This window comes from Thiothrix sp., from assembly GCF_028714775.1.
Classification (GTDB): domain Bacteria; phylum Pseudomonadota; class Gammaproteobacteria; order Thiotrichales; family Thiotrichaceae; genus Thiothrix.
Map to the genome: position 1 here is coordinate 15,800 of NZ_JAQTLS010000015.1, position 22,700 is coordinate 38,499.

Here is a 22,700-nt window from a genome sequence, read left to right on the forward strand (position 1 = left end):
ATTGTGCGGGTACAGCAGTCTTTCATTTTGTGGAAAATCCCGCCCCCTTGCTGATGTGACCACTGACCCAGCGCAAGACTTCCAGACTCACCCCAACCCCCAGCACCAAAGCCATGCCTGCCACCAGTTGGGGAATACCCATGATACTAAATCCCATAATGTCGCGCAGCACAGGTACGGTAAATACCACCACGAGTAGTAATCCTACCGCGCCAAACATGCGCCAAATCCACGGATTGCTTGCCGTCAAACCATGCAGCAGCGACCGTGCCGCATTGCGATTGGCAAGAATGAGCAAGCACAAACCCAGCACCAGGCCCATGAACATTGCCCCGCGTATTTCATCCGCCTGAAAGCCTTGCCCATCCATCGCCCAATACCCCAACAGCAACACTTCCGCCACCGCAATGCCTTGAAGCAGAGGGTAAAGCAGCGTGCTAAACGCAAACGGCGAATCGCTTAGTTTGCGCGGCGGGCGCGTCATAATGTCATTGGCTTCCGGTTCAGCCTCGAACACAATCGAACAGGCGGGGTCGATCAGCAATTCCAGCAACACGATATGCACCGGCAGCAATAATATCGGCCAATGCAATAACGCCGGAATCAGTGCCAACACAATAATCGGCATGTGTACCGCGAAGGTGAACGCGGTTGCCTTGGTGATATTGTCGTAAATGCGCCGCCCCTGCCGAATCGCCGCAACAATGCTGGCAAAACTGTCATCCAGCAGCACTAGGGCGGCGGCTTCGCGGGCAACATCCGTGCCGCGTTCGCCCATTGCAATGCCAATATTGGCGGCTTTGAGGGCGGGCGCATCGTTGACACCATCGCCGGTCATGGCGACCACTTCACCGTTTTGTTGCAGTATCTGCACCAGCCGCAGTTTTTGTTCGGGTTGTAAGCGGGTGAACATATCCACTTGCTGCAACTGTTCGTGCAATTCGGCATCGCTGAGTGCGGCGACTTCCGCACCCGTCATCACCGCCGTGCGGGTACTCAAGTTGACTTGTTGCGCAATTGCCCGCGCCGTCGCGGGATGGTCGCCCGTCATCATAATAATGCGCACCCCAGCGGCACGGCATTCGGCAATCGCAGCGGGTACTTCCGCTCGTGGCGGGTCAACGAAACCCACCAATCCCAGAAACGTAAAGTTGAAATCGTGCTGGCTTGGCGGCAACTCCTTGCCTTGCCACTGACCTTTAGCGACGCCCAACACCCGCAAACCGCGTTCTGCCATGCTTAACACTTGCTGGTGGATAATGTCGCGTTCAGCAGCGGGTAAATGGCACAAATCAGCCACCGCTTCGGGCGCACCTTTGCACGCCAGCAAATGCGTGCTGGGGTCATTGCTGGAAAATACCTGCGTCATCGCCAGTATTTCGGCTGACAGGTCGTACTGAAATTCCGGTGCTTGTGAATGCCAATGCTCCGTGTCCTTCAACCATTGCTGCGCGAAGATCTGAATGGCTTTTTCCATCGGGTCGAAAGGGTCGAGCGGCGTGGCTAACAGGGTGAATTCAGCGAGTTCGTGAAAGGTTTCCGGCAGGGTGTTTGCGCCTTCATTGGTGAAGGTTGTACCCGCCGCCACCAGTTCTTCCATCTTCATGCGATTTTGGGTGAGTGTGCCGGTTTTATCCACCGCCAGTACGGTAATTGCGCCTAACGCTTCGACCGCCGTGACACGCCGCGTCAATACCCTTTGCCGGGAAATGCGCCATGCACCCAACGCTAGAAACACGGTCAGGATGACGGGGATTTCTTCCGGCAAAATCGCCATCGCCAGCGCAATGCCGGACAACAAGCTATCCAAGAATGCCCGCCCGTCCCACAGCCAGCCCAGCAATACTTGCAGCGTAGCAAGTGCCAAACCAACGACAGTCAGGGTGAGGATTAGCTTGCGGGAAGCTTGTTGCAAGCCAGACGGTGCTTCCTGTGCGGAGGACAACGCTTGCCCGATGCGTCCAACCGCCGTATTCACGCCGATCATGCACACTTCAGCCACGCCTACGCCTTTGGTGACGACGGTGCTGGCATACAGGGACGCGCTGCTTTCGCCTTCTGGTGGGGCAAAGGTTGAGCCAGCCGTAGGCGACTTGTTGACGGGTACGGCTTCGCCCGTGAGCAAGGATTCATCCACGCTTAATTGCCCATCTAGCAGCAAGGCATCGGCGGGAATGCGGTCGCCTTCGTGCAATACCAGCACATCGCCGCGTACCACTTCGCGCCCCGGAATGCGTATTTCCTGCCCGTCACGTACCACCAAAGCTCGTGGCGCGGAAAGGTCACGCAAGGATTCCAGCGCACGTTGCGTCTTACGTTCTTGCGCCAAGGTAATGCCGATCACGACGAATACGAAACCGAGCAGGAACGAAGCTTCGGCACGATCCCCCAACGCGAGGTAAATACCGCCAGCACCCAACAGCATCAGGAACATGGGTTCGGTAAACACGCTTAAGGCGATGGCAAACAGGGATTTGGGGACGCTGCCGGGGAGCATGTTTTCGCCGTCGGCTGCCAAACGGCGGGTGGCTTCGGCTTGGGTAAGGCCAGTGTGGTTAGTTTTCATCATGGGGGAGACACTCGGTTGGCTTTATCAGAATCAATGCGCCCGTCAACCAGTTCAATAATGCGGTCGCAACGTTGTGCCAAGCGCGGGTCGTGGGTGACGATTAAAAAACTGGTATCGCTAGCTTCATTCACACGACGCAGCAAATCAAATACGTTGTCGGCGGCTTTGGTATCAAGGTTGCCCGTCGGCTCGTCCGCCAGCACCAGCGCGGGTTGCATCACCAACGCGCGGGCAATGGCAACGCGCTGTTGTTGCCCACCCGATAAATCATTGCTCAGGTGCTTGCCCACGTCGGTCAGCCCCACTTGTTCAATCAATTCGGCAGCACGTAAACGCATCGCCTCATCGGGTCGACCCCGTGCCGCCAGCAACGGCAACATCACGTTTTCCAGCGCGGTAAATTCGGGCAACAGGTTGTGGAACTGGAACACAAAGCCAATCGCTTTGGCACGTAACAAGGTCAGTTCCCGATCCTGCAATTGTGTCGTCGGTTGCCCCGTAATCAACAATTCACCCGCCGTCGGTTTGTCGAGCAAGCCAATCAGGTTCAACAGCGTGCTTTTGCCCGACCCAGAGGGGCCAATGAGCGCGACAAATTCGCCGCGTTCAATAGTTAAATCCAGCCCGTGCAGCACTTCGGTTTCCGCAGGCAAACCGATATTGTAGGCTTTGCGGATGCCTTTGAGTTGCAGGGTAATCGCGTTAAAGTCAGCCACGAATCGCCACCGCTGGGTCAAGCCGCGCCGCTTGCAGGGCAGGGAACAAGGCGGCAAGTATCCCCACCAGCGTTGCGCCCACGGCTGCGTACACAAACAGCATCGGGTCAAACGTAATCGGGAAAAGTTGTGTGCCGTCCGCATTAATGGCGATATTGCGCCACGCGATTAAAAACAACCAACCGACGAATGCGCCCAGCAGCGAACCGATCAAGCCCGTCAACGCCCCTTGCAGCAAAAACAGCCGCAGGATTTGTTGGCGCGATGTACCTGTTGCCCGCAAGATGCCAATCGCTTTGGATTTTTGCACCACCGACACCACCAATACGCTGGCGATGCCCAAGGCAGCAGTCAACCCGACGAAAAAGCGAATCACGGTGTTGGACATGGATTGTGCTTCCAACGCGCTAAAGAATTGCGCATTGGTGGCAATCCAACTATCCACTTTCAAGCCCGTTTGCGCCTGAATGGTTTGCGCCACAGTTTCGGCAGTAAACGGCGCATCCAGATTGACTTCGACGCTGGTGACACCGCCCGCCAAATCGAGCAGGCTTTGCGCGGTGCGTAACGCGATGTACACCGAGCGCGAATTCATCCCGCTATTGCCGTAATCGAAAATGCCGCGAATGCTCAAGGTTGCCGTGCCACCTGACGCGGTTTGCAAATTGAGTTTATCGCCCGTCCACACGCCTAAATCTTTCGCCAAATCCAAGCCGACCAGCATATCCGTGCCGGTGATATTGGCTGTGCCTGCGATGATTTTGCTGTTGAGAGCGATGAGTTTGAGGTAGGTTTCTGGCTCAATGCCCGTTAAGCCGACGGCTTTGTTAGCTTCGCCGCGCACGATAAACCCCGCACCTGATACTACTGGGGCAGCGACGCTAACCCCATCCATTTTGGCGACTTGGGCGAGGACGGTTTGCCATTGATCGACTGACTGCAAGCGTTGCGCCCGTGGTTGTACCAACGTGGCAAGCATCGCCCCGTCTCCGGCCTGATGCAGTGGGCGAGATATTTCTTTGGGCGGCAGAATGATGATTTGCGCTTGAAAATCCAAAGTGCGTTTGAATAAATTGGTTTGCAGGCCGCTGATCAGGGCGGAAATAAACACAATCACTGACACACCTAACGCCACGCCCGCCATGATCAGCAAGGTTTGCATCCGTGCTTGGCGCATGAAGCGAATCGCTAAAATCCATTCAAATGGCATGGCTGAATTCATGGTGGCAATGTCACCCGCACGCGCTGATCGGCTTTGATCAGGGCGAGATTCGCCGGAATCACTGCTTCACCGGCGGCAAGACCGCTTAACACCTCCACGTTTTCATCGCCGCGCAAACCGAGCGTGACGGTCTGTTTCACCGTGCGGTTATTGCGCACCACCAGCACCCACGGCGCAGCGCTGCTGGGTTCGTGCAATGCGCCAGTGGGTATCACCAGCGCATCCGGCTTTTTGGCGGTTTCGATGTCGACTGAAACGGTCATGTCCTGGCGCAAATACGCTGGCGGCTCTTTGACGCGCAATTTAACCTCTACCGCGCCGCGTGTGGCATCCACGCCGGGGTTGATGTAGGCGACTTCGGCATTAAAACGCTGTTGCGGGAAGGCATCGGCGGAACTCAGCGCGACTTGTCCAACAGCGAGTTTGCCGAGGTTTTTTTCGTCGATTTGCACTTCGATCTGGGTTTCGCCTTGTGCTGCCAATACCATGAGGGCTTTGCCAGCGGTGGCAATATCGCCCGGTTCAATGCTGCGGCTGATCAGCGTGCCATCGGCGGGGGCGAGGATGGCGGTTTGCGCCAGTTTGACCTGAGCCAATTGCAAGCTGGCACGGGCTTGGTTCAGGGCGGTGCTGGCAAGTAGTGCATCGCTGCCTTTGGGCTGGTTGCTTTGCACTTGTAATTGGGCGGCTTCTAGTTTGCTGTTGGCAACATCCAGATTACGCTGGGCGGTGTCCAGTTCGGTTTTGCTGATGTATTTTTGGTTGTTGAGCGAACGGATGCGGGTGAGTTGCTGACCGGTTTGTTCGACATCGGCTTGTGCTTGGCGCAGCGTTTCTTGCGCGGTGGGCAACCCGACTTCGCGTTGCTGGCGCAGTTTGGCTTCGGCAAGTGCTACGGCGGTAGTGGCTTGCGCGAGGCTGGCGCGGTCGGTGCTGTCTGCAAGCTGGATTAACAAATCGCCGCGTTTGACTTGCTGGCCTTCTTTTACCGGAATGTGACTGACACGCCCGGTGACTTCAGCCGCTACGGAAACGCGCTGAGGCCAAGTGATGCGCCCGCTGGCAACGACGGTTTGGCGTAATTCGCCTTTGATGACGGCATGGGCTTCAACGGGCGTGCCGAAGAGCAGATTTCGTGCGAAATAGCCGGTAATGCCTACTATCAGCAGCACAATAAGGCCGACTTTTAGCCATTTTGGTAGGGGCGGGAGCATCAAGGACATAGGTGTTTTACGCACACCGTTTGGGAAATCGGGTACACCGCCGGGCCGAACTGGTTGTAAACCGCGACATCCGCCGCATCACGCCCGTAGCCAATGACCACATAGCCGCCGTTCATTTCTGCTTGGGTCGCATCGAAGGTATACCAACGCCCACCGACATAGGCTTCAAACCAAGCGTGCAAATCCATCGGGTCGAGTTGGTAGAGATAACCCACCACCATGCGTGCGGGAATGCTCAAACTGCGGCACAAGGCAATGCCAAGGTGAGCCAGATCGCGGCAGACCCCCGATTGCTTGAGATTGACTTCGACCGCTGACACGGGTGTGTTGCTGCTACCCGGTGCAAACCGGATGTGATTGCGCAACCACGCGACGATAGCAGCAACTTGGTCGTAACCCGCCGATTGTTTAGCAGTAATTTCGCTTGCCATCTGCCCAAAACGGTCGGATTCGCAGTAACGGCTGGGTAACAGGTAACTGAGTTCCGCATCGGGGAGTTTTTGCACTTCGACAAACGCTGCGCCCGGTGTTTGGTCGACATGATCGGCAGTCATCACTTCGGCAGAGGTGTACACCGTGAAAATTCCCGGAGGCGCAACCAGCCGTTGGCACAAATTGCCGTAGGCATCGGTGAATTCAAACACCGGAACGCTGGGTACGAGGCGGTATTCTTCGCGCGTGATCCATTGCTGCGCCCCACTACGGGGTCTGAGCATCAGCACAAACGGCGTTGCGGTGGGAATATCAAACGCGAGGTCACAGCTTATGTATAAGCGCATGTAACTCATGTTTCTGTCACCCACACGCCCACATCCAGCGTCGCGCCCGGTGGCCCCACGTATGCGCCCGCAACGGGCGGGACGGATTCGGGCTGGCGAGCGACGGCTACGGCAATGTGATCCGTGCCCACGATAGCGCCAATGGTAGGGTCGAAACCTTTCCAGCCAGCACCGGGCAAGAACACTTCCGCCCACGCATGGGTTGCACCAAAATCGGTGGGCGAGGGTTGGGTATGCAGATAGCCGCTGACAAAACGTGCAGCAAACCCCAAACGCCGCGCCGCTTCCATGAACAAATATGCCGAGTCACGGCATGAGCCTGTACCACGTGTGAGCGTGTCGGTAGCGGATTGCACCCCCGGTTCTTCGCGCAATTGATACACCAAGGTTTGCTGGATGCGTTCTGCAAGGCGTTGCAACAAGCTGTAGGTTTGGATGCGTTCGCCCGGTTGCCAAATATTGGCTACCCATTTGTCCAGCAAATTACTCAGCGGATGCCCAGCAGTCATATAGGGCGACAGTACCGCCTTGTCCTCTGGCTTGTAGGCAAACGGATAGTGTGCCGCGTAGTCAGCGACCAGAAAATCAAGCGGTGCTTGGTTGTATTGTTGGATGATGATATTGCTTTCAATCAAAAGCTGGGTGGTAGGGGAATCGAAAGTCGCTATCGCCACGGAATTGTCCTCCACGTCACGATGCCAACGCAGCGCGGCGGGAGGTGTAATGTCCAAGGTGGATGATTCGATGCGCAGCTCATAACCTTCCCTCGGGCGCAGACGCAGAACATGCGGTTCAAGGCGCACTGCGGCGGGGAAGTTATAGTAAGTGCGATGTAGGATTTTATAACGTTGCACGTTTTCTCCCTCTTCGGGGGATGTTTCTCGGCTAGCTTCCTTGCCATCATCTAAAAATCAGTGTTTAACGGACGTTATGACCGATAATCCCACCGACTGCTGCACCACCGACCGTACCGGCAGTTGTCCCGCCTGAAATGACGTTACCAGCAACTGCACCGACGCCTGCGCCAATGGCGGTATTTTTTTCGCGTGGAGTCATCCCTGCACAGGATGCGATACTCAGCAATAAAGTGATGGTGATTACGCTGGTGGTGAATTTGTGTATAGTTTTCATTTGAAATACCTCATGGTTATAAGAGTAAGGAACTAAATCATTAAGGTTAATTATGTGCCCGAATGATCTAAATTTTAATTTCCCCTGCAATTTCATGGTACGCTTGAATGACAGTAATGTCGAGTTTATTTATATTAATAATAAAAGCAGGCGGTAAAATAAATAGGGTGGTAAAGTGTTTTGTTTTTATTATGAAAAGGCAAAGCGGATCATTAGTTGAGGGAGAAATTAACCGCTTTTGCAGGCATATCGCTTGTTAAAATAGATTGCTCGCGTAATCTTTTTATGAGTAGTGTGTCTCGAATGGCAGTGTTTAGGTTTCTCCTTCTTTTCCCCAACCTGCCTTTAATTTGTCCCAAGCATCGCCGATTTCTTTGATCTTGGCTTTTGTTGAACCAAACAGTTGCTCAATTTCGCCATGCTCTGCGCGTCTGGCGGTGTATGCTGCCGCTTCGGCACTTCTTGAGCGGGCATTGAGTTCTATCAGTTCAAGCTGGGCTTTTTCTAACTTAGCCTCTAATTTCTGTCTGTAAGTTTCTTTCGTGTACATAACGTCGGTTCCTTAGGGCAGGATTTTCAAGGAGGCTTATTTCTTTAACGCAGCATCAGCTTCTTGCTTTTCCCGCTCTGCTTTGGCAGCAATGCTTTCAGCAGTATTGGCTACAGCACCGGCTGTCGCCGATTTCGCTTTGTTGGCTTGGTCTTTTACCGCATCGGCAGCTTCAACCGCTTTTTCTTTGGTGGCCTGTGCCGCATCTACGGTGGCTTCCTTGGCATTATGGGCGGCGTCTTTAACATCTTCCTTGACGTTGGCGAGACCCGCAGCCGCAGAGTTGGCAGCCGATGAAGCTGCACTACCTGCCGCCGCAGCACCACTGGAAATGGCATCACCCGCAGCACCGACAGCTTGCCCGGCAGAATCCTTGGCCTGTCCTGCTTGTTCAGCAGCACGGTCACTTTGCATCGTGGCAGCTTTTGAGGCGGAATCTTCCGCTTGTTGGGCAGCGCGGGTTGCTTCGGCATCCGCAGCCGTTTTGGGAGGCGACTTATCACAGGCGACTAAGGCTGTCGCGATTAATAATAGTGATAAAATAGGTAAGGCTTTCATAAAAAACTCCTTTATGAAACAAGTATTTGAATGTTTATTGTTTGACCCGTGATTAGGGTAGGGCGGCTTCGCTGGTGATACTTGTTTCTAGCTTCATGCCGTCGGCATCAAGTTTCAGACCTGTTACGGCATTCTCAGCTTCTTCAAGGCTAAGGTCGTAACGTTCTTGCAGTTTGCCTACCAGAAGCTCGACTCTGCCGCCGATTTCCAGTAAGTCATCATCCGTAAGTTTGCCAAACTGTTCACGCAGTGTGCCTTTTAGCTGATGCCAATTGGCTGAAATATAATTCGTGTCCATGACAGTAATCCTTTGAAAAAAAATAAGGCAACCGAAAACGGGGGGAATGTAATGGCTGCCTTAAAAAAGCTTGGTCAATCTTTAAATTTGTTGGTGGTATCGCGAACGGCGGTGCTTAGGGTATTCCATGCATTCTCCACGCCGTCTTTAAGCTGTTCCCAAGCGCCATCACTGGCTTCACTAAGTTCTTTCAATTTGACTTTTGTATTGTCAAACATCTTTTCAAGTTCGCTGGCCTGCTCGTTGTAAGCAATATGCGCATCGGCCATAGCACTTTTGGAGCGGGCTTGGAATTCAGCTAGTTTGGCTTGTGCTAATTCCAGTTCGGCTTCAACTTTGTTTTTGTAGGTTTCTTTCGTATCCATGATGATTTTCCTCCATCGGTGGTTAAGTTAATTTGTTGCTTTCTTCTCTTTTTGTGGTATTTAACAGACTTTAATTGAGGAGAAATCTATATATTCATTAGGCGCTACATTCGCTTATATAGCAAGGTAAATCACCGGAAATCCCGTGAAAAAACAAAGATAATTATGAATAATTGTTCATAATTGCTTAAAACCTTTGTTATGCCAGATAATCCGGCGTGATTTTTATTTTAACATGATGATCCTCTCGGTCATTTAGCAACGGAATACGCCCATTAGTCTGTTCAATTCCATCCAATGTAAGCATTACTACATTTTCATCATGGCTAAGTTGTGAAATAACGATGTGGTAAAACGTCTCTTGGTAACGGTAACGCAGCTTAAAGCTTGCCCAGCCTGCGGGTAAACACGGCTCAAAATACAAGCTGTCGCCTTCGCGCCGCAGCCCCAGTAACGATTCGGTAAGCAGCCGGTACAACCAGCCCGCCGAGCCTGTATACCACGTCCAGCCGCCGCGCCCGGTATGCGGTGCAACACCGTACACGTCTGCCGCCACCACGTAAGGCTCGACTTTGTAGGTGGCAATGCCAGCAGGGGATTGCCCGTGGTTGACCGGATTGATCAGAGTCATCAGTTCCCAAGCGCGGGCGCTATCACCCAGCCGCGCAAACGCCATCGCTGCCCACACTGCCGCATGGGTATATTGCCCGCCGTTTTCGCGTACTCCCGGCACATAACCACGGATATAACCGGGGTCAAGCGCGGAAATATTGAACGGTGGGTCTAACAATTGCACCAGCGCGTCATCGCGGCGCACCAAATGTTGGTTCAGGGATTGCATCGCTTGTAGGGCACGTTCCGGCGCACCGACTCCAGACAGCACTGACCAACTTTGCGCAATGGAATCTATTCGGCATTCCGGGTTGCTGGCGGAACCCAACGGTGTGCCGTCATCGAAATAAGCGCGGCGATACCATTCCCCATCCCAGCCGTGGCGCTCGATATTTTGGCGCAATTGGTAACGTTCCTCTTGGCAGCGTTCGGCGAAGGGGATGTCATTGCGTAGCCGTGCCAGTTCGGTAAACTGCCCCAGCACTTCGCACAGGAAAAAGCCCAGCCAGATGCTTTCACCCTTACCGCCCATGCCGACCAGATTCATGCCGTCGTTCCAGTCACCGGAACCCATCAGTGGCAAGCCGTGTTCGCCAAAACGTAAGCCGTGCAAGATTGCCTGCACGCAATGTTGGTAAAGGGGCGCAGTTTCACCCGCACGTCCGGGCAGGTCGTAATAGGAATCTTCGTCCGCATTCACCGCACGGCCTGTCAAAAATGCGGCTTGTTCGTCCAATACGCTGAAGTCGTTAGTAGCAGTGATGTAACGGCAAACCGCTAGCGGCAACCACAGGTAATCATCGGAACAATGGGTGCGCACCCCCCGGTCGGATGGCGGATGCCACCAGTGCTGCACATCGCCCTCGGCAAACTGGTGGTTTGCGCACAACAGCAAATGTTCACGGACTTTGTGCGGTTCGGTATGCACCAAGGCCATTGCATCCTGCAACTGGTCACGGAAACCGAATGCCCCACCCGATTGGTAGTAACCACTCCGCGCCCACATCCGGCAGGCAAGCGTTTGGTACACCAGCCAGCCATTGCCCAGCACATTGATGCTTTGGTCGGGTGTTTCCATCTGCACGGTATCGAGTGTGCGCACCCAATATTGTTGCACTGCTGTGAGGGCATCGCGTGCTGCTGCCAGCCCCCGGAAACGTTGGATCAGCACGGCGGCATCGTTAGCGTCGCGCCCCGCACCCAAGCTAAATACCAGTTCCCGCGTTTGCCCAGTCGCCAAGCTAAACGGCACTTGGATGGCGGCACACGGGTCAAGCGCTGCCCCCACTTTGCCGGACAGGTAAGCGCGTTGCATGGCTGCGGGGTTTTGCAACGACCTGTTCCGCCCGATGAATTCGCTACGGTCGCCCGTTACCGTGCGGATAGTGGCATCCACATCGAAAAAGCCAACCCGTTCGGCGAATTCGGTGTTGTAAGGGTTACGCGCCAGCAATGCCCCGCAACCTACCGCGCATTCGGTAATCACATGCGGGGTGGATTTGGGGCGTAAATCACCCAATACCCATTCCACATAGCCGGTAGCAGACAAGTGCCGTTCGCGGTTAGAGGCGTTATGGACTTTCAGGATGGAAAATTTCACCGCTGCATCCAAAGCGACAAACACCATGAGTTCGCTGTGGATGCCGTTTTCGTTGTGTTCAAACACGCTGTAACCGAAACCGTGACGGCTGATGTACGCGCCAGTGCCTGCACGGGGCAGGGGAGTCGGCGACCAGAAATGCCCGCTTTCCTCATCGCGCAAGTACAAGGCTTCGCCACTTAAATCGCTCACCGGGTCGTTGTGCCAAGGGGTCAGACGGAATTCGTGGGCGTTTTCACGCCATGTGTAAGCTTGCCCGCTTTCGGAAATGACCGTGCCGAAGTGTGAATTTGCCAGTACATTCGCCCACGGCGCAGGGGTTTTATGCCCCACGGGCGGGGTAATCACGTACTCGCGCCCATCAGCGGTGAATCCGCCCAAGCCATTGAACAGGATCAAATCGGGACGTGGTAGCAAGCTGCTAACACTAGGCACTTCTGCTGGAAGATTCCGCACTGGTTTGAAGTACGGAACCCGTGCGTCCATGATGCTGCGCCGGTTGATTTGGTCTGCCAGCGTGCCACGGCTGTCGCTGATGATGGCGCGTGCCACCGATTGGATCAAAATTCGGTCTTCGCTGGAGATTTGGTCGGCATGGCGTACAAAAATGCCACCGGGACGGTCAATGACATGCGCTTCCACGCCCCATGCAATCAGCCCCATGATTTGTTCTTGCAGCACTTGGCGGTAGCCTTCACGGTCTTCGTTCCAGATTACTAAGTCGACCACCAGCCCTTTCAAGCGCCAGTAAGCGTGGGCTTTGACCAATTGGCGCACCAGTTCGATATTGTCCACGTCCTTGATTTGCAACAGCACAATCGGTAAATCGCCGGAAATGGCGTGCGCCCACAGCCCCGATTGCCCGCGATGGTTGCTGATCAGTGTGTTGGCATCTGCCCGCAGTGCCGCATGGGAATAGATAACCGAATTGGCAAGCCGCCCATAGAGTTGCGCTTCCGCTTCGCTGGCATTGAGCTGGCGTAACACCACTTGGCTATGTGTCCACGCCAGATCGAATACGCGGTCAGCCAGCCGCCGGTCGTGGTATTTTTCCACCAATTCCAAGCTGGCAGCGCGGGTTTCGGCAATCCCGAATACCATGTCGAGCGTGACGGAGGCTTCTGGAGCCAGCGTAATCCGATGGCGGATAGCCACGATGGGGTCAAGCACCGCGCCTTCGCTGCCGGAAAGCTCGCCGGAACCGCGCATCGCTTGCGGGGAGGCAAGGGTATTGCCGCGCCCGATGAATTGCGCCCGGTCTGTTTCATACGACACCGCGCTGGATTCGCCTTCATGCACCGCCATCAAATGGAACATCCACGGGGTTTGCTCATGGATGGCACGCGGGCGGCGCGTACACAAGATCGCTTGCCGCTGGTCAATGATTTCAGTTTGCACAAACAGGTTGCTGAAGGCCGGATGGAGCGCATCCGACGCTGCCGAAGCCAACACCACTTCGGTGTAACTGGTGACTTCGATGGTGCGGTGGGTGCGGGCGCGGTTGGTGATGCGTACCCGGCGCAATTCGATGTCATCTTCCGGCGATACCACGATGTCGATATGGGTGTCGAAACCGTGGTCGCTGCGGCGGAATTCCGCACGGCCTTCCGAGAAGATCGCTTCGTAATGCGTAGAAGGTTGGAGCGTGGGTTGGTGCGCGGTAGACCAGAATTCCCCGCTTGCCACGTCGCGGATGTAGCAGAACGTGCCCCAATGGTCGCAAGTGCTGTCTTCCTGCCAGCGCGTGACGGCAAAATCCTTGCAACGGCTGTAACCGCTGCCCGCGTTTGTCACCATCACGTTGTAACGCCCGTTCGACAGCAACTGCACTTCCGGGATCGCGCTATTCGGGTTGTTGAGCACCCGCACTGGAATTTGTAACTCGCTGGAAGCCAGCAGTACATCGGCGACTTCCGCCGCTTGCGTATAGAACGCGGTGGCTTTGGGGATGCGTTCCTGAAGCAGCAAGAGTGTGGCTTGGAACAGCGGGTTGGCAGCAAAGCGTTGTTGCATCGGGCGGTCGAGCAGCAGGTAAGCGAGTGAAAGCAGGCTCATGCCCTGATGGTGCGCCATGAAAGATTGGATCACCACCCGCGCTTCCCCGCGCCGTTGGCGGGAAGGGGTGTAATCGACCGCTTCATAGAAACCAAATTTGCCCACCACCCCATCAGCGGCAAGGCGTTGCAGGTTTTGGCAGGCCGCTTCCGGCGCGACCATCAGCGCCAGTGCTGAGGCATAGGGGGCAATTACCAAGTCTTCCGCTAGCCCGCGTTTTAGCCCCAAACCGGGTACGCCAAAGGCGCGGTATTGGTAGTTGAGGTGTACATCGACGGTGTTATAGCCGGATTCGGAAATGCCCCACGGTACGCCGCGTTGCTTGCCGTACTCGATCTGGCGTTGCACCACGGCTTGGTAGGTCTGGTCGATCAGGGTGTTTTCATAGGTTGGCATCACCAGCAGCGGCATCAGGTATTCAAACATCGAGCCGCTCCACGACAGCAGCGTCGGTTCGCCGTCGGTGGTGATCAGCAAGCGCCCTAAGGCAAACCAGCTTTCTTGCGGCACTTGTTCCTGTGCAATCGTCACGAAACTGCACAGCCGCGCTTCCGAAGCCAGCAAGTCGTAGTAACTCGCATCGCGGTGGCGTTCCGTCACGTTATAACCGATTGCTAGCAAGCGCCGTGGCTTGTCGAACAGGAAGTCATATTGCATACAGGAAAGTTCGCTGGCCTGTTGCGCCACTTTCCCGATAGCATCAATGCGTTCCTGCGCCCGTTGGCTGGTTTCAGGCATCAGCAACAGTTCCCGCAAGGTCGGAATTCCCGATGTATCGGGGAGATTCGGTGCAAGGAACAACAATTCATCCAAATGCGCCCGACACTGTTGCGCCAAAGCAAGCCCCCAATCCCCTGTAGGAGCTTGCCCCGCAAGCGATTCCCCCAGCTCAAGGCAACGTTTTGCTGCCGCCAATGTTGTCGGGCGGTCAGTAGCGGCAGCTTCCAGCGCTTTTTGCAAAGGGATCAAGTGCGGTGGAACAATGCCCAGCGTGCTTTCCACCAACACCCCCAGCGTATCCAGCAACCCTTCCGCCCAACGTACCGCCAAAATCGGCTGGTCAGGCAAAGCCAGCAAGCCCGGACGCAAGGTCAGCAAATGCCCACCAAGGTTGCCGCTATCCACCGTTGACACGTAGCGGGGCAGCAATGGCTGCAAGGTTTGGGTATCGTACCAGTTGTAAAAATGCCCTTGATAACGCTCCAAAACCGCCATCGTGCCCAGCGTATTGGCAGTACGTCCAATCAGCGTGCCTACCGAAATGTAACCAAAGTCGTAAGCTGCCAAATTCGCCAGCAAGGCCATGCCGATATTGGTCGGCGAAGTACGGTGCGCCACCCCGACATCCCGATACACTTGGTAATTATCCGGCGGCAACCAATGGTCATCCGCCACCACCAAGGTCTCGAAATACGCCCACGTGCGGCGGGCAGTTTTCCTTAAGAATACGGTTTGCTCTGCCGTCAGGTGTGCTTCACGGCGGGTCAGCGGTTCACTGATCCACCAAGAAATCGCGGGTGAAAGCCACCACAACAGCAGGATAGGCGCTGCCGCCACCAATACATCAGGCCGCGCCAGCGCCAAATAACTCCCAGCCAGCATTGCCAGCACCGGGGCAACCCACATCGTGCGGTAAGCGGTGGGCAGGTTGTGGCTGCGGCGGTTAACCTCACTTGAGGGGTTCCATTCCAACAGCCGCTGGGGGGCAAAGCGCATCCGCCACAAGGTACGGATTACCGCATCCAAGCTGAAATAGGCTTCGTAAGGCAGGCAAACCAGTGCCAGTAAAGCTTGGGTAAAATGCCCTTCTGCCGCGCGTATTTCAGCCGCAAGGTGTTGGCGTAACAGCAATTCCGCAGGTTTACGCACCAAACTCAGCAGTGAAGCACTCAAGGAGGGGATCAGCAAGACCGCAATGACCGCACCCGTCCAAAATCCTGCGGCTGGCAATGCCGTCCAGCCCAGCAACAACAGCGCCGTTAAGGCCGCAGCGGTGAGGCTACGCCGCAGATTGTCGAAAATTTTCCAGCGTGACAGCCCCGATAGCGGGTTTTTATGGCGGTTGCCATCCAAGCCCGGAACCGTGGGTAACAGCCATTGCAGCAGTTGCCAGTCACCGCGAATCCAACGATGCCGACGGTTGACATCGGCGCTGTAACGCAGCGGGTATTCCTCATATAACTGCACATCGCTGAGCAGCCCCGCCCGCGCATAACAGCCTTCCAACAAGTCATGGCTGAGAATGTGGTTTTCGGGCAGGCGACCGCCGAGTGAATGCTCGAAGGCATCCACGTCGTAAATACCTTTGCCAATGAACGAGCCTTCATGGAACACATCTTGGTAAACGTCGGAAACGGCGCGGGTGTAAGGGTCAATGCCCGATTCCCCGCCATACAAACGGGCGTAGCGTGAGAGCGCGGAACCTGACAGGCTCACACTGACGCGCGGCTGTAAGATGCCGTAACCTTCGTCCACGCGCTGTTTGGCTGCATCGTAGACCGCACGGTTCAGCGGGTGCGCCATCGTCCCAACAAATTGGCGGGCGGAATCACGCGGTAACTGGGTATCCGTGTCCAAGGTGATGATGTATTTTACCCCGGATAGCATCGTGGTATTGCCCACAATCAGCGCAAACGCCGCCTGCGAACCACCGCGTAACAGCGCATTCAAATCTGCCAGCTTGCCGCGCTTGCGTTCGTAACCCATCCACAGTTGCGCTACCGGATTCCAGCGGCGGGGGCGGTGGAACAGGAAGAAGGTGTCACGTTCCGCGCCCGGATATTTTTCATTCAGGTGTTCGATGCCTGCTTGTGCCTGCCGTAGCAGCGCGTCATCCTCACTGAGCGTTTCGGTCGGTGCATCCAGAAAGTCAGTCAGCAGGCCGAAATGTAAATGTGCGTCGCGGTTGGCGAGGAAACGGACTTCCAGCGCCTCAATCATGCCCTCAATGCTGTGGGCGCTGCTTAGCATGGTCGGCACGACCACCAAGGTGCGTGATTGCACCGGGATGCCCTCGGAAAAGTCCATGCGCGGCAAGGGGTGTGGCATGGTCAGCAAGGTTGCCAGCCAATTCACCAGTGCCACTGACAAATAGCTCGTCCCCAGTGCCAACAGGATGCCCAGCAACGCAAGGTTCCCGTCCTGCATCCCGCCAGTATGGGCTTTCAGCAACAAGCTGCCGGTGAAAATTACCGTCAACAACGCGATTGCGCCCAAAAAGGTGAACAAGGGGGCGCGGCATATAACCCTTTGCAGCTTTTCGCCCAGCGGTAATTGCGCCCCAACGGTGCGTTCGAGTTGCGGCAAGCCCCGGTCAATCAGGTAAAAGCCAACATGCGCGGTGCGGTCATCGCTGCCTTTGTCCGCCGCGCTGGTATGCGCCAGTTGCACCGCCAGCCTTGCCACTTCGGCTTCAGACTGGCGGGTATGTTTGGCAACTTTTTCCACCACATGCCGGTAGCGGTCACGGGTGGCAAAATCCATTTCGGCATAAGCGCCATCCAAGTCCTTGCGCAGGGTCTGTTCGACCACGCTCATGGTTTCGACGAATTCCTGCCAATCCATTGAGCCAAGAAAACGCAGGCTACCAATGCTGTTGCCAATGGACACTTGATCAGCCGCCTGTTGCTGGCTTTCCACCTGCACCAATTGCTCAATGGTCACGTGCGATTCGGCAAGCAATTGTTCGATCCACGTCAGCGGCAAGGCCAATACCGCGCTTTGCCACTGCAAACGGCGCACCAGTTCCGCCACAAACGGGGTGGTCATGGGCGGGTTGGAACGTGCCATGTCAGCAATCACCAGAATCAGGCTTTTCGGGTCTTTTTCGGCGGTTTCAACCATGCGGTTTGCCCAAGCGTCGGCGAGGTCTTGGTCAATTTTGTCGGCGGTAATGCGGGCGGCAATGCGGCGCAGGTTTTCGATCAGCGCCAAGCGCAACATGATGGGGATTGCCCATAATTCGCCCAGCTTGAGTGGCGTAATGCTTTGGTAAGCGCCCACGAAACGGCTGAGGTTTTCCGGGTCTACTCGCCCGTCACCGTGGGCAATGTTTTCCAGCGCAATGTCATAAACACGCGGCAATCCGGCAGAACCTCCGCCCAATAAGCGTGGCAGTTCGCGGCTGTAACCTTTGGGGAAGTGGCGTCTGGCAGTGCGGATTTGTTCGTCAATCAGGTAGAAATTATCCAGCAGCCATTCGCCTGCGGGGGTAAGTTGCCGGTTGGTACTGACAGAGGCGGTCAACATGCGGGAACATTCCATCAGTACGTCTTCGTTATCTGACAACCTGTCCAGCAGTTGATCTAGCGCTGATACTTGGGTCAGGTGGTGGGATTCCGCCAATGTCCGCCCATGCCGCTCCATCTGTTCGGCACTGAACAGTTCCGCCCGTAACGGTTGCGTTTCTTTGACCTGATCCCGATAAGCATTGACCCGGAAGGATTGCGCCCCCCATTTGCGGATATTGCCTAACAGGGTTTTGCGGTTTGCTTTCATGGGGTATCCCTTGCTGGGGTTGGATCAAATGCGGTTTTCATGATTATCTTTTAAACATGCTTCAATAACTGTATCGCTACCCCCAACAAGCTTGGCGATAGCTGGCCTTTATTAAATTTCCCCAAGATGCTGCCGACCAGCAGGGAAGCCCCAACTGATTCGAACGGGTGTTTTTTAATAAATCCGAAATATTCAGTGTTGGCAGATGCCTTGCGCAATTGCTGTTTGGCTTCTGCTATGGTTTGCGGTTTGTATATCTCAGTCGCCATATCATTACTCCTGCTAATAGCAGGCAAATCATCCCCACTATTAACAAAGCGTCAACTTCTGGCAAATAAAGGCATAAGGTTTGATAAAGGGCGGTCAGAAAGAATCCGGCTGCCACCATGACAAGGAGTGTTGCGACCATCAGTATTAAAATGAGGCTTGCTGTTTGCAACACTTTGCTTTGCAGCATACGCCCTTCGGCTTCTGCCAGATCGAACAGGCCAATAATCACTTCAGTCAGCGCTTTCACGGCTTACTTGCCTTGGCCTAGAACCTTAAACAGGCCGTAACCCACGCCAAAAGCAATTAAGATGCTGGCAACTGGGTTTTTACGGATATGATCACTTACGTCATTAAGGCCAGCGCTACCTGCTTCATATACGTCATGAAGTTTTTGTCCGGCTTGGTCTTGATAGCGTCCGACAGTGCTTTCGAGGTTGTCGGAAGTGGCTTCGGCTTTGCTTTTGAGGGACTGTAACAGGTCGTTTACTTGGGTGCGCAGGGTGTCAAATTCTTCCCGGAACCCCGATTCCGTCGCCGTTTCGGCTTCTGCAATTTTGGTGTGTGGCATGATTGCTCTCCTTGTTAAATATTATTATTCAGTTATTTGGGACCAGCTAACATCCATAGTAACAGGCCAATAACAGGTAAAATTAGAATGAGTACGACCCACAGGACTTTCGTACCTGTCCCCGCGCCGCTTTGGATAACTTTGATAATACCCCAGACATCAAGAACGAGGATGACAAGACCTAAGAGGCCGCCAACTTCAATACCCATGATACAACTCCTTGGTTGTTATGTTTTACAAGCTTCGGCCTTGAATAACACGTAACAAAATAACGATGATCGCAATGACCAAGAGGATATGAATGAGTCCACCCATAGTATATGAGGTAACAAACCCCAGTAACCAAAGGACAATGAGGACGATGGCGATTAGTTCGAGCATACAACATCTCCTTTTGCCATGTATTTGGCAAAGGTTAAATTAAGACGCAATGTCGTTTAATGTGGAACTATTTACGCGCCAACGCTCGACAATCTGAAGCTTTATGGAATCAGTGTTTCAGACAGTAAAAGATGACATTTTTCGTAGAAAGAAACGGCATTTTATCACTTCCTTGTGCTTGATAGGGTTTATGTATCAATTGAAATATTGGCTTTTTAGCCACGCCTAAGGAAGGTCTATTTCCATTAGGCGCTACATTTACTTTTATAGCAAGGTAAATCGTCGCGAAAGCCCTGCAATAAATAGGATAAGAACCGCGCATTAAGTCCTAAAAAATCCGGTTTTTTTAGGGAATAGCCATATTACAGGTGCTTACAAGGCTTTGTTTACCCCAAATATACCTGACCAGCGGGATACCGTAGCCGTGGTGCTGCCTGTGTTGCCAAGAAAAACCCTAGGGTTAATGGCCCGACCCGCCCGATGAACATCAGCAGCATCAACACCGTGCGCCCCAACCCATCGAATTGCGCAGTCAGCCCCCGCGACACCCCCACGGTACACAAGGCCGAAGTTGCTTCAAACAGCAGGTCAAGGAACTTGCCATCGTTAGAAATCGTCAGGAAAAACATTCCCGTCATCAGCGTCAGAAGGGTCAGCACCGTAATCGCGGTGACTTTCAGCACTTGATCCATGCCGATGCTGCGCCCAAACACATGCAGTTGCTTTTGCCGCCGGAAAAACGCCACGGTCGCCAGCAGCAGCACGATAAAGGTCGTGACCTTGATTCCGCCCGCTGTTGAGGTGCTGCCACCACCGACCAGCATCCACGACACGAAGCTCAGCACCGTGCTGTCGTGCATCCCCGCCAAATCAATGCTGTTAAACCCGGCAGTCCGCGCAATCACGGCTTGGAACCAGCTTGCCTGCCATTTATCGAAGGCGCTGCCCATCGCGCCCAAGGTTTTCGCGTTATCCCATTCCAGTGCGGCGAAAATGACCGTCGACCACACCAACAAAACGCCAGTCCCGACCAGCATCAGCTTGGTATGCAGCGAAAACAGCCGCCACTGGCGCAACTGGAAAATATCCGCAATCACGCTATACCCCAAGCCCCCAACGATCACCAGCATCGGGATAGTAAAATTCACCAGCGGATTGCTTGCCCAACGTACCGCACTGTCCGGGAACAGCCCGAACCCGGCATTGTTAAACGCGGAAATGCTGTGGAACAACGCCTGCCACAAGCCCTGTTGCCAACCGAATTCCGGCACGGTCACAAACGCCAGCAACGCAGTACCGCCCAATTCGCACACCACCACCACCCGCAAAATCACTTGCAGCAGGCGCACCAATTCACTCACCGAGGTTTGGTTCAAATCTTCGCGCAGGAAAACGTGATGCGACATGCCTATCCGCAAGCCCATTGCCGACAGCACCAATACCGCGAATACCATGATCCCCAAGCCGCCCAACTGGATCATCAGCAAGATGAAAGCCTGCCCCGTGCCAGTGAAATAACTGCCCGTATCCACCACAGCCAGCCCGGTAACAGTCACCGCAGAAACGGCAGTAAACAGCGCATCGCCCCATGCAATGCCGTTGTGGGTGGAAACCGGCAATTTCAGCAGTAACATCCCGACAGCAATCAGGATGGCATAAGACAAAGCCAGCAGTGCAGGGGGCGGCAAACTGACCGTGCGTTGGAACGCAAGCGAACGGAGCCAAGCAAACATGGGATACTCCGCTGGTTAAACGCTGTCACTGAATTTGCGTAAGGACGTGCGCCGCCCCAGCAACAACAGCTTGTCATCCGGGTGCAATTGCGCCGTGCCGCTTTCGCAGGCAATGAATTCGCTGCCGCGCATCAGCCCCAAGCAGCGCAATTCGTACTTGGCTTCCAGCTTGAGGGATGCCACCGTTTCGCCATCCAAATGTGGCGGCACGGTCATATTGACGATGTGGAAACCGTTACCGAGGCTGACGTAATCTCGCACCAGCGGGTTGTGCAGCATCTGCGCGATGTGTTGCCCAATTTCCTCTTCGGGGTGCACGATGCGGTCAGCACCCAACTTGCTCAGGATGCGATGGTGGGTACGGCTACTGGCTTTTACCCACACCGATTTTGCCCCCAACATGCGTGCGTTCATGGTGCATAGGATGCTCGCTTCAAGGTCTTCGCCCATCGCAATCACCACCACGTCGTAGTGCCCGATACCGGCTTCGCGCAGTGCTAATTCATCGCGCCCGTCGGCAATCACGGCTTCCGACAAGCTATTAGCTAAACGGCTGACGCGCTTCTCGTCAAGGTCAATACCGAGGACGTGGTTGCCGAAACGCACCAATTCCGCTGCCACCGCGCTGCCGAATGTGCCAAGGCCAATAATGGCGAAACTTTTATGCTGGTGTGCCACCCCTACGCTCCTTTGTCTGATATATAAGCAATTCTGTCACAATATTGCGGGCTGTTTAATGTTACGATTGTGTTACATACAACTGAATGTAAATAAAAACCAACAGGAGAACCAAGAATGGAACAAGCCATTTCCAATGTAAAGTACGTCGGTCAAGCTACCGCCAACCGTTTAGCCGAACACGGCATCACCACCCTTGAGCAACTCGCCGCGATGAGTGCCGCAGAATTGGCAGCAATCCCCGGTATCGGTGAAAATACCGCGCCCTTAATCATCGCCAGCGCCCAAGAATTGTTGCCACCTGCTGCCGCGTCCGAAGCAGCACCCGCCGCTGAAGTTGCTGAACCTGCTGTTGAAACAGCACCCGCCGCCGAAGCCCCTGCCGAAGTTGAAGCAGTCCCCGTTACCGAAGCAGACGAAGACGACGTGGAGGCGATGTCTGAAACCCTGATCATCGAAGAAATCATCTTCGTTGAAGACGATGCGCCTGAGGCTGAGCCTGCATCCGGCAAACTGAGCAAGAAACAGAAAAAGGCTGCCAAGAAAGCCAAGAAGAAAGACAAAAAGGCCATGAAGAAAGCCCTGAAAAAGGCTGAGAAACAGGTCGAGAAAGAAACCAAAGCTGCTGAAAAAGCTGCCCGCAAAGAAGCTAAGCAAGCTGAAAAAGCCGAGAAAGCGGCGAAAAAAGCTGCCAAGCAAGCCAAAGCGATTGACGCCGAGTAAGCCTACCCCTGCTGTTTGAATTGATGCCGCTGGTTTCTGGTGCAGTTTCGCCAGTTGCGCTATGATTCGCGGCTTTCACACACAAACAGCAGAAAATCGGGGTAAACACTACGATGAAACGTCTTTTCGCTTTTATTTTGGCACTTACGTTTGCAATGGTCGGCTGTGGCAG

At 54.5% G+C, this 22,700-nt stretch carries 20 protein-coding genes; 1 reads left to right on the forward strand and 19 read right to left on the reverse strand.

Annotated elements, in window-relative coordinates; all coding sequences use genetic code 11:
* Window positions 1–22: 22 nt before the first annotated feature.
* The 19 genes from PHE17_RS14100 to PHE17_RS14190 form a co-directional block, all read right to left on the reverse strand.
* Window positions 23–2,569, reverse strand: coding sequence for a cation-translocating P-type ATPase (locus PHE17_RS14100; protein WP_301016528.1), 2,547 nt, complete (start codon window positions 2,567–2,569; stop codon window positions 23–25).
* The gene (locus tag PHE17_RS14105; protein WP_301016529.1) at window positions 2,566–3,285 is read right to left on the reverse strand and encodes an ABC transporter ATP-binding protein; all 720 of its coding nucleotides are present in this window, start codon (window positions 3,283–3,285) and stop codon (window positions 2,566–2,568) included. Before PHE17_RS14105 ends, PHE17_RS14100 begins: the two co-directional genes overlap by 4 nt.
* Window positions 3,278–4,507: an ABC transporter permease gene (locus PHE17_RS14110; RefSeq protein ID WP_301016530.1), complete on the reverse strand. Its 1,230-nt coding sequence runs from the start codon at window positions 4,505–4,507 to the stop codon at window positions 3,278–3,280. The genes PHE17_RS14105 and PHE17_RS14110 overlap by 8 nt, the downstream gene beginning before the upstream one ends.
* Window positions 4,504–5,730, reverse strand: coding sequence for an efflux RND transporter periplasmic adaptor subunit (locus PHE17_RS14115; protein ID WP_301016531.1), 1,227 nt, complete (start codon window positions 5,728–5,730; stop codon window positions 4,504–4,506). Before PHE17_RS14115 ends, PHE17_RS14110 begins: the two co-directional genes overlap by 4 nt.
* Complete coding sequence (locus PHE17_RS14120; protein WP_301016532.1) at window positions 5,721–6,518, reverse strand: transglutaminase family protein; 798 nt, start codon at window positions 6,516–6,518, stop codon at window positions 5,721–5,723. The genes PHE17_RS14115 and PHE17_RS14120 overlap by 10 nt, the downstream gene beginning before the upstream one ends.
* Window positions 6,515–7,363, reverse strand: coding sequence for a transglutaminase family protein (locus tag PHE17_RS14125; RefSeq protein WP_301016533.1), 849 nt, complete (start codon window positions 7,361–7,363; stop codon window positions 6,515–6,517). The genes PHE17_RS14120 and PHE17_RS14125 overlap by 4 nt, the downstream gene beginning before the upstream one ends.
* A gap of 64 nt (window positions 7,364–7,427) precedes the next feature.
* Window positions 7,428–7,640 (reverse strand): glycine zipper 2TM domain-containing protein, encoded by a 213-nt coding sequence (locus tag PHE17_RS14130; RefSeq protein ID WP_301016534.1) that lies wholly within the window; start codon window positions 7,638–7,640, stop codon window positions 7,428–7,430.
* A gap of 313 nt (window positions 7,641–7,953) precedes the next feature.
* Window positions 7,954–8,190, reverse strand: coding sequence for a hypothetical protein (locus tag PHE17_RS14135; protein ID WP_301016535.1), 237 nt, complete (start codon window positions 8,188–8,190; stop codon window positions 7,954–7,956).
* Between the two features lie 36 nt (window positions 8,191–8,226).
* The gene (locus PHE17_RS14140; RefSeq protein WP_301016536.1) at window positions 8,227–8,748 is read right to left on the reverse strand and encodes a hypothetical protein; all 522 of its coding nucleotides are present in this window, start codon (window positions 8,746–8,748) and stop codon (window positions 8,227–8,229) included.
* Between the two features lie 52 nt (window positions 8,749–8,800).
* Window positions 8,801–9,046 carry a CsbD family protein gene (locus tag PHE17_RS14145; protein ID WP_301016537.1) on the reverse strand — a complete coding sequence of 82 codons (246 nt, stop codon included), beginning with the start codon at window positions 9,044–9,046 and terminating at the stop codon, window positions 8,801–8,803.
* 74 nt (window positions 9,047–9,120) lie between these two features.
* The gene (locus PHE17_RS14150) at window positions 9,121–9,411 is read right to left on the reverse strand and encodes a hypothetical protein (RefSeq protein WP_301016538.1); all 291 of its coding nucleotides are present in this window, start codon (window positions 9,409–9,411) and stop codon (window positions 9,121–9,123) included.
* A 199-nt stretch (window positions 9,412–9,610) separates the two neighbouring features.
* Window positions 9,611–18,175, reverse strand: a complete 8,565-nt coding sequence (locus PHE17_RS14155) for a glucoamylase family protein (RefSeq protein WP_301016539.1) — start codon at window positions 18,173–18,175, stop codon at window positions 9,611–9,613.
* Between the two features lie 50 nt (window positions 18,176–18,225).
* Window positions 18,226–18,444: a hypothetical protein gene (locus PHE17_RS14160; RefSeq protein WP_301016540.1), complete on the reverse strand. Its 219-nt coding sequence runs from the start codon at window positions 18,442–18,444 to the stop codon at window positions 18,226–18,228.
* On the reverse strand, window positions 18,411–18,692 hold the full coding sequence (locus PHE17_RS14165) for a hypothetical protein (protein WP_301016541.1): 282 nt from the start codon (window positions 18,690–18,692) through the stop codon (window positions 18,411–18,413). The genes PHE17_RS14160 and PHE17_RS14165 overlap by 34 nt, the downstream gene beginning before the upstream one ends.
* Before the next feature lie 3 nt (window positions 18,693–18,695).
* On the reverse strand, window positions 18,696–19,013 hold the full coding sequence (locus PHE17_RS14170) for a hypothetical protein (protein WP_301016542.1): 318 nt from the start codon (window positions 19,011–19,013) through the stop codon (window positions 18,696–18,698).
* Between the two features lie 32 nt (window positions 19,014–19,045).
* Window positions 19,046–19,222, reverse strand: a complete 177-nt coding sequence (locus PHE17_RS14175; RefSeq protein WP_301016543.1) for a PLDc N-terminal domain-containing protein — start codon at window positions 19,220–19,222, stop codon at window positions 19,046–19,048.
* A gap of 25 nt (window positions 19,223–19,247) precedes the next feature.
* Window positions 19,248–19,394 carry a lmo0937 family membrane protein gene (locus PHE17_RS14180; RefSeq protein ID WP_301016544.1) on the reverse strand — a complete coding sequence of 49 codons (147 nt, stop codon included), beginning with the start codon at window positions 19,392–19,394 and terminating at the stop codon, window positions 19,248–19,250.
* 386 nt (window positions 19,395–19,780) lie between these two features.
* A complete protein-coding gene (locus PHE17_RS14185) occupies window positions 19,781–21,127 on the reverse strand; it encodes a potassium transporter TrkG (RefSeq protein WP_301016545.1) in 1,347 nt (448 codons plus the stop codon).
* 15 nt (window positions 21,128–21,142) lie between these two features.
* Window positions 21,143–21,805 carry a TrkA family potassium uptake protein gene (locus PHE17_RS14190; RefSeq protein ID WP_301016546.1) on the reverse strand — a complete coding sequence of 221 codons (663 nt, stop codon included), beginning with the start codon at window positions 21,803–21,805 and terminating at the stop codon, window positions 21,143–21,145.
* A 117-nt stretch (window positions 21,806–21,922) separates the two neighbouring features.
* On the opposite strand from PHE17_RS14190, the gene PHE17_RS14195 reads away from it, so the two are divergent.
* The gene (locus PHE17_RS14195; protein ID WP_301016547.1) at window positions 21,923–22,528 is read left to right on the forward strand and encodes a helix-hairpin-helix domain-containing protein; all 606 of its coding nucleotides are present in this window, start codon (window positions 21,923–21,925) and stop codon (window positions 22,526–22,528) included.
* Window positions 22,529–22,700 lie beyond the last annotated feature (172 nt).

Bases quoted from the DNA above. Each gene is read 5' to 3' on its own strand.
- PHE17_RS14100 (WP_301016528.1), bottom strand. From the start codon at position 2,569: ATGATGAAAACTAACCACACTGGCCTTACCCAAGCCGAAGCCACCCGC.
- PHE17_RS14110 (WP_301016530.1), bottom strand. From the start codon at position 4,507: ATGAATTCAGCCATGCCATTTGAATGGATTTTAGCGATTCGCTTCATG.
- PHE17_RS14115 (WP_301016531.1), bottom strand. From the start codon at position 5,730: ATGTCCTTGATGCTCCCGCCCCTACCAAAATGGCTAAAAGTCGGCCTT.
- PHE17_RS14120 (WP_301016532.1), bottom strand. From the start codon at position 6,518: ATGAGTTACATGCGCTTATACATAAGCTGTGACCTCGCGTTTGATATT.
- PHE17_RS14130 (WP_301016534.1), bottom strand. From the start codon at position 7,640: ATGAAAACTATACACAAATTCACCACCAGCGTAATCACCATCACTTTA.
- PHE17_RS14135 (WP_301016535.1), bottom strand. From the start codon at position 8,190: ATGTACACGAAAGAAACTTACAGACAGAAATTAGAGGCTAAGTTAGAA.
- PHE17_RS14140 (WP_301016536.1), bottom strand. From the start codon at position 8,748: ATGAAAGCCTTACCTATTTTATCACTATTATTAATCGCGACAGCCTTA.
- PHE17_RS14145 (WP_301016537.1), bottom strand. From the start codon at position 9,046: ATGGACACGAATTATATTTCAGCCAATTGGCATCAGCTAAAAGGCACA.
- PHE17_RS14150 (WP_301016538.1), bottom strand. From the start codon at position 9,411: ATGGATACGAAAGAAACCTACAAAAACAAAGTTGAAGCCGAACTGGAA.
- PHE17_RS14155 (WP_301016539.1), bottom strand. From the start codon at position 18,175: ATGAAAGCAAACCGCAAAACCCTGTTAGGCAATATCCGCAAATGGGGG.
- PHE17_RS14160 (WP_301016540.1), bottom strand. From the start codon at position 18,444: ATGGCGACTGAGATATACAAACCGCAAACCATAGCAGAAGCCAAACAG.
- PHE17_RS14170 (WP_301016542.1), bottom strand. From the start codon at position 19,013: ATGCCACACACCAAAATTGCAGAAGCCGAAACGGCGACGGAATCGGGG.
- PHE17_RS14175 (WP_301016543.1), bottom strand. From the start codon at position 19,222: ATGGGTATTGAAGTTGGCGGCCTCTTAGGTCTTGTCATCCTCGTTCTT.
- PHE17_RS14180 (WP_301016544.1), bottom strand. From the start codon at position 19,394: ATGCTCGAACTAATCGCCATCGTCCTCATTGTCCTTTGGTTACTGGGG.
- PHE17_RS14185 (WP_301016545.1), bottom strand. From the start codon at position 21,127: ATGTTTGCTTGGCTCCGTTCGCTTGCGTTCCAACGCACGGTCAGTTTG.
- PHE17_RS14195 (WP_301016547.1), top strand. From the start codon at position 21,923: ATGGAACAAGCCATTTCCAATGTAAAGTACGTCGGTCAAGCTACCGCC.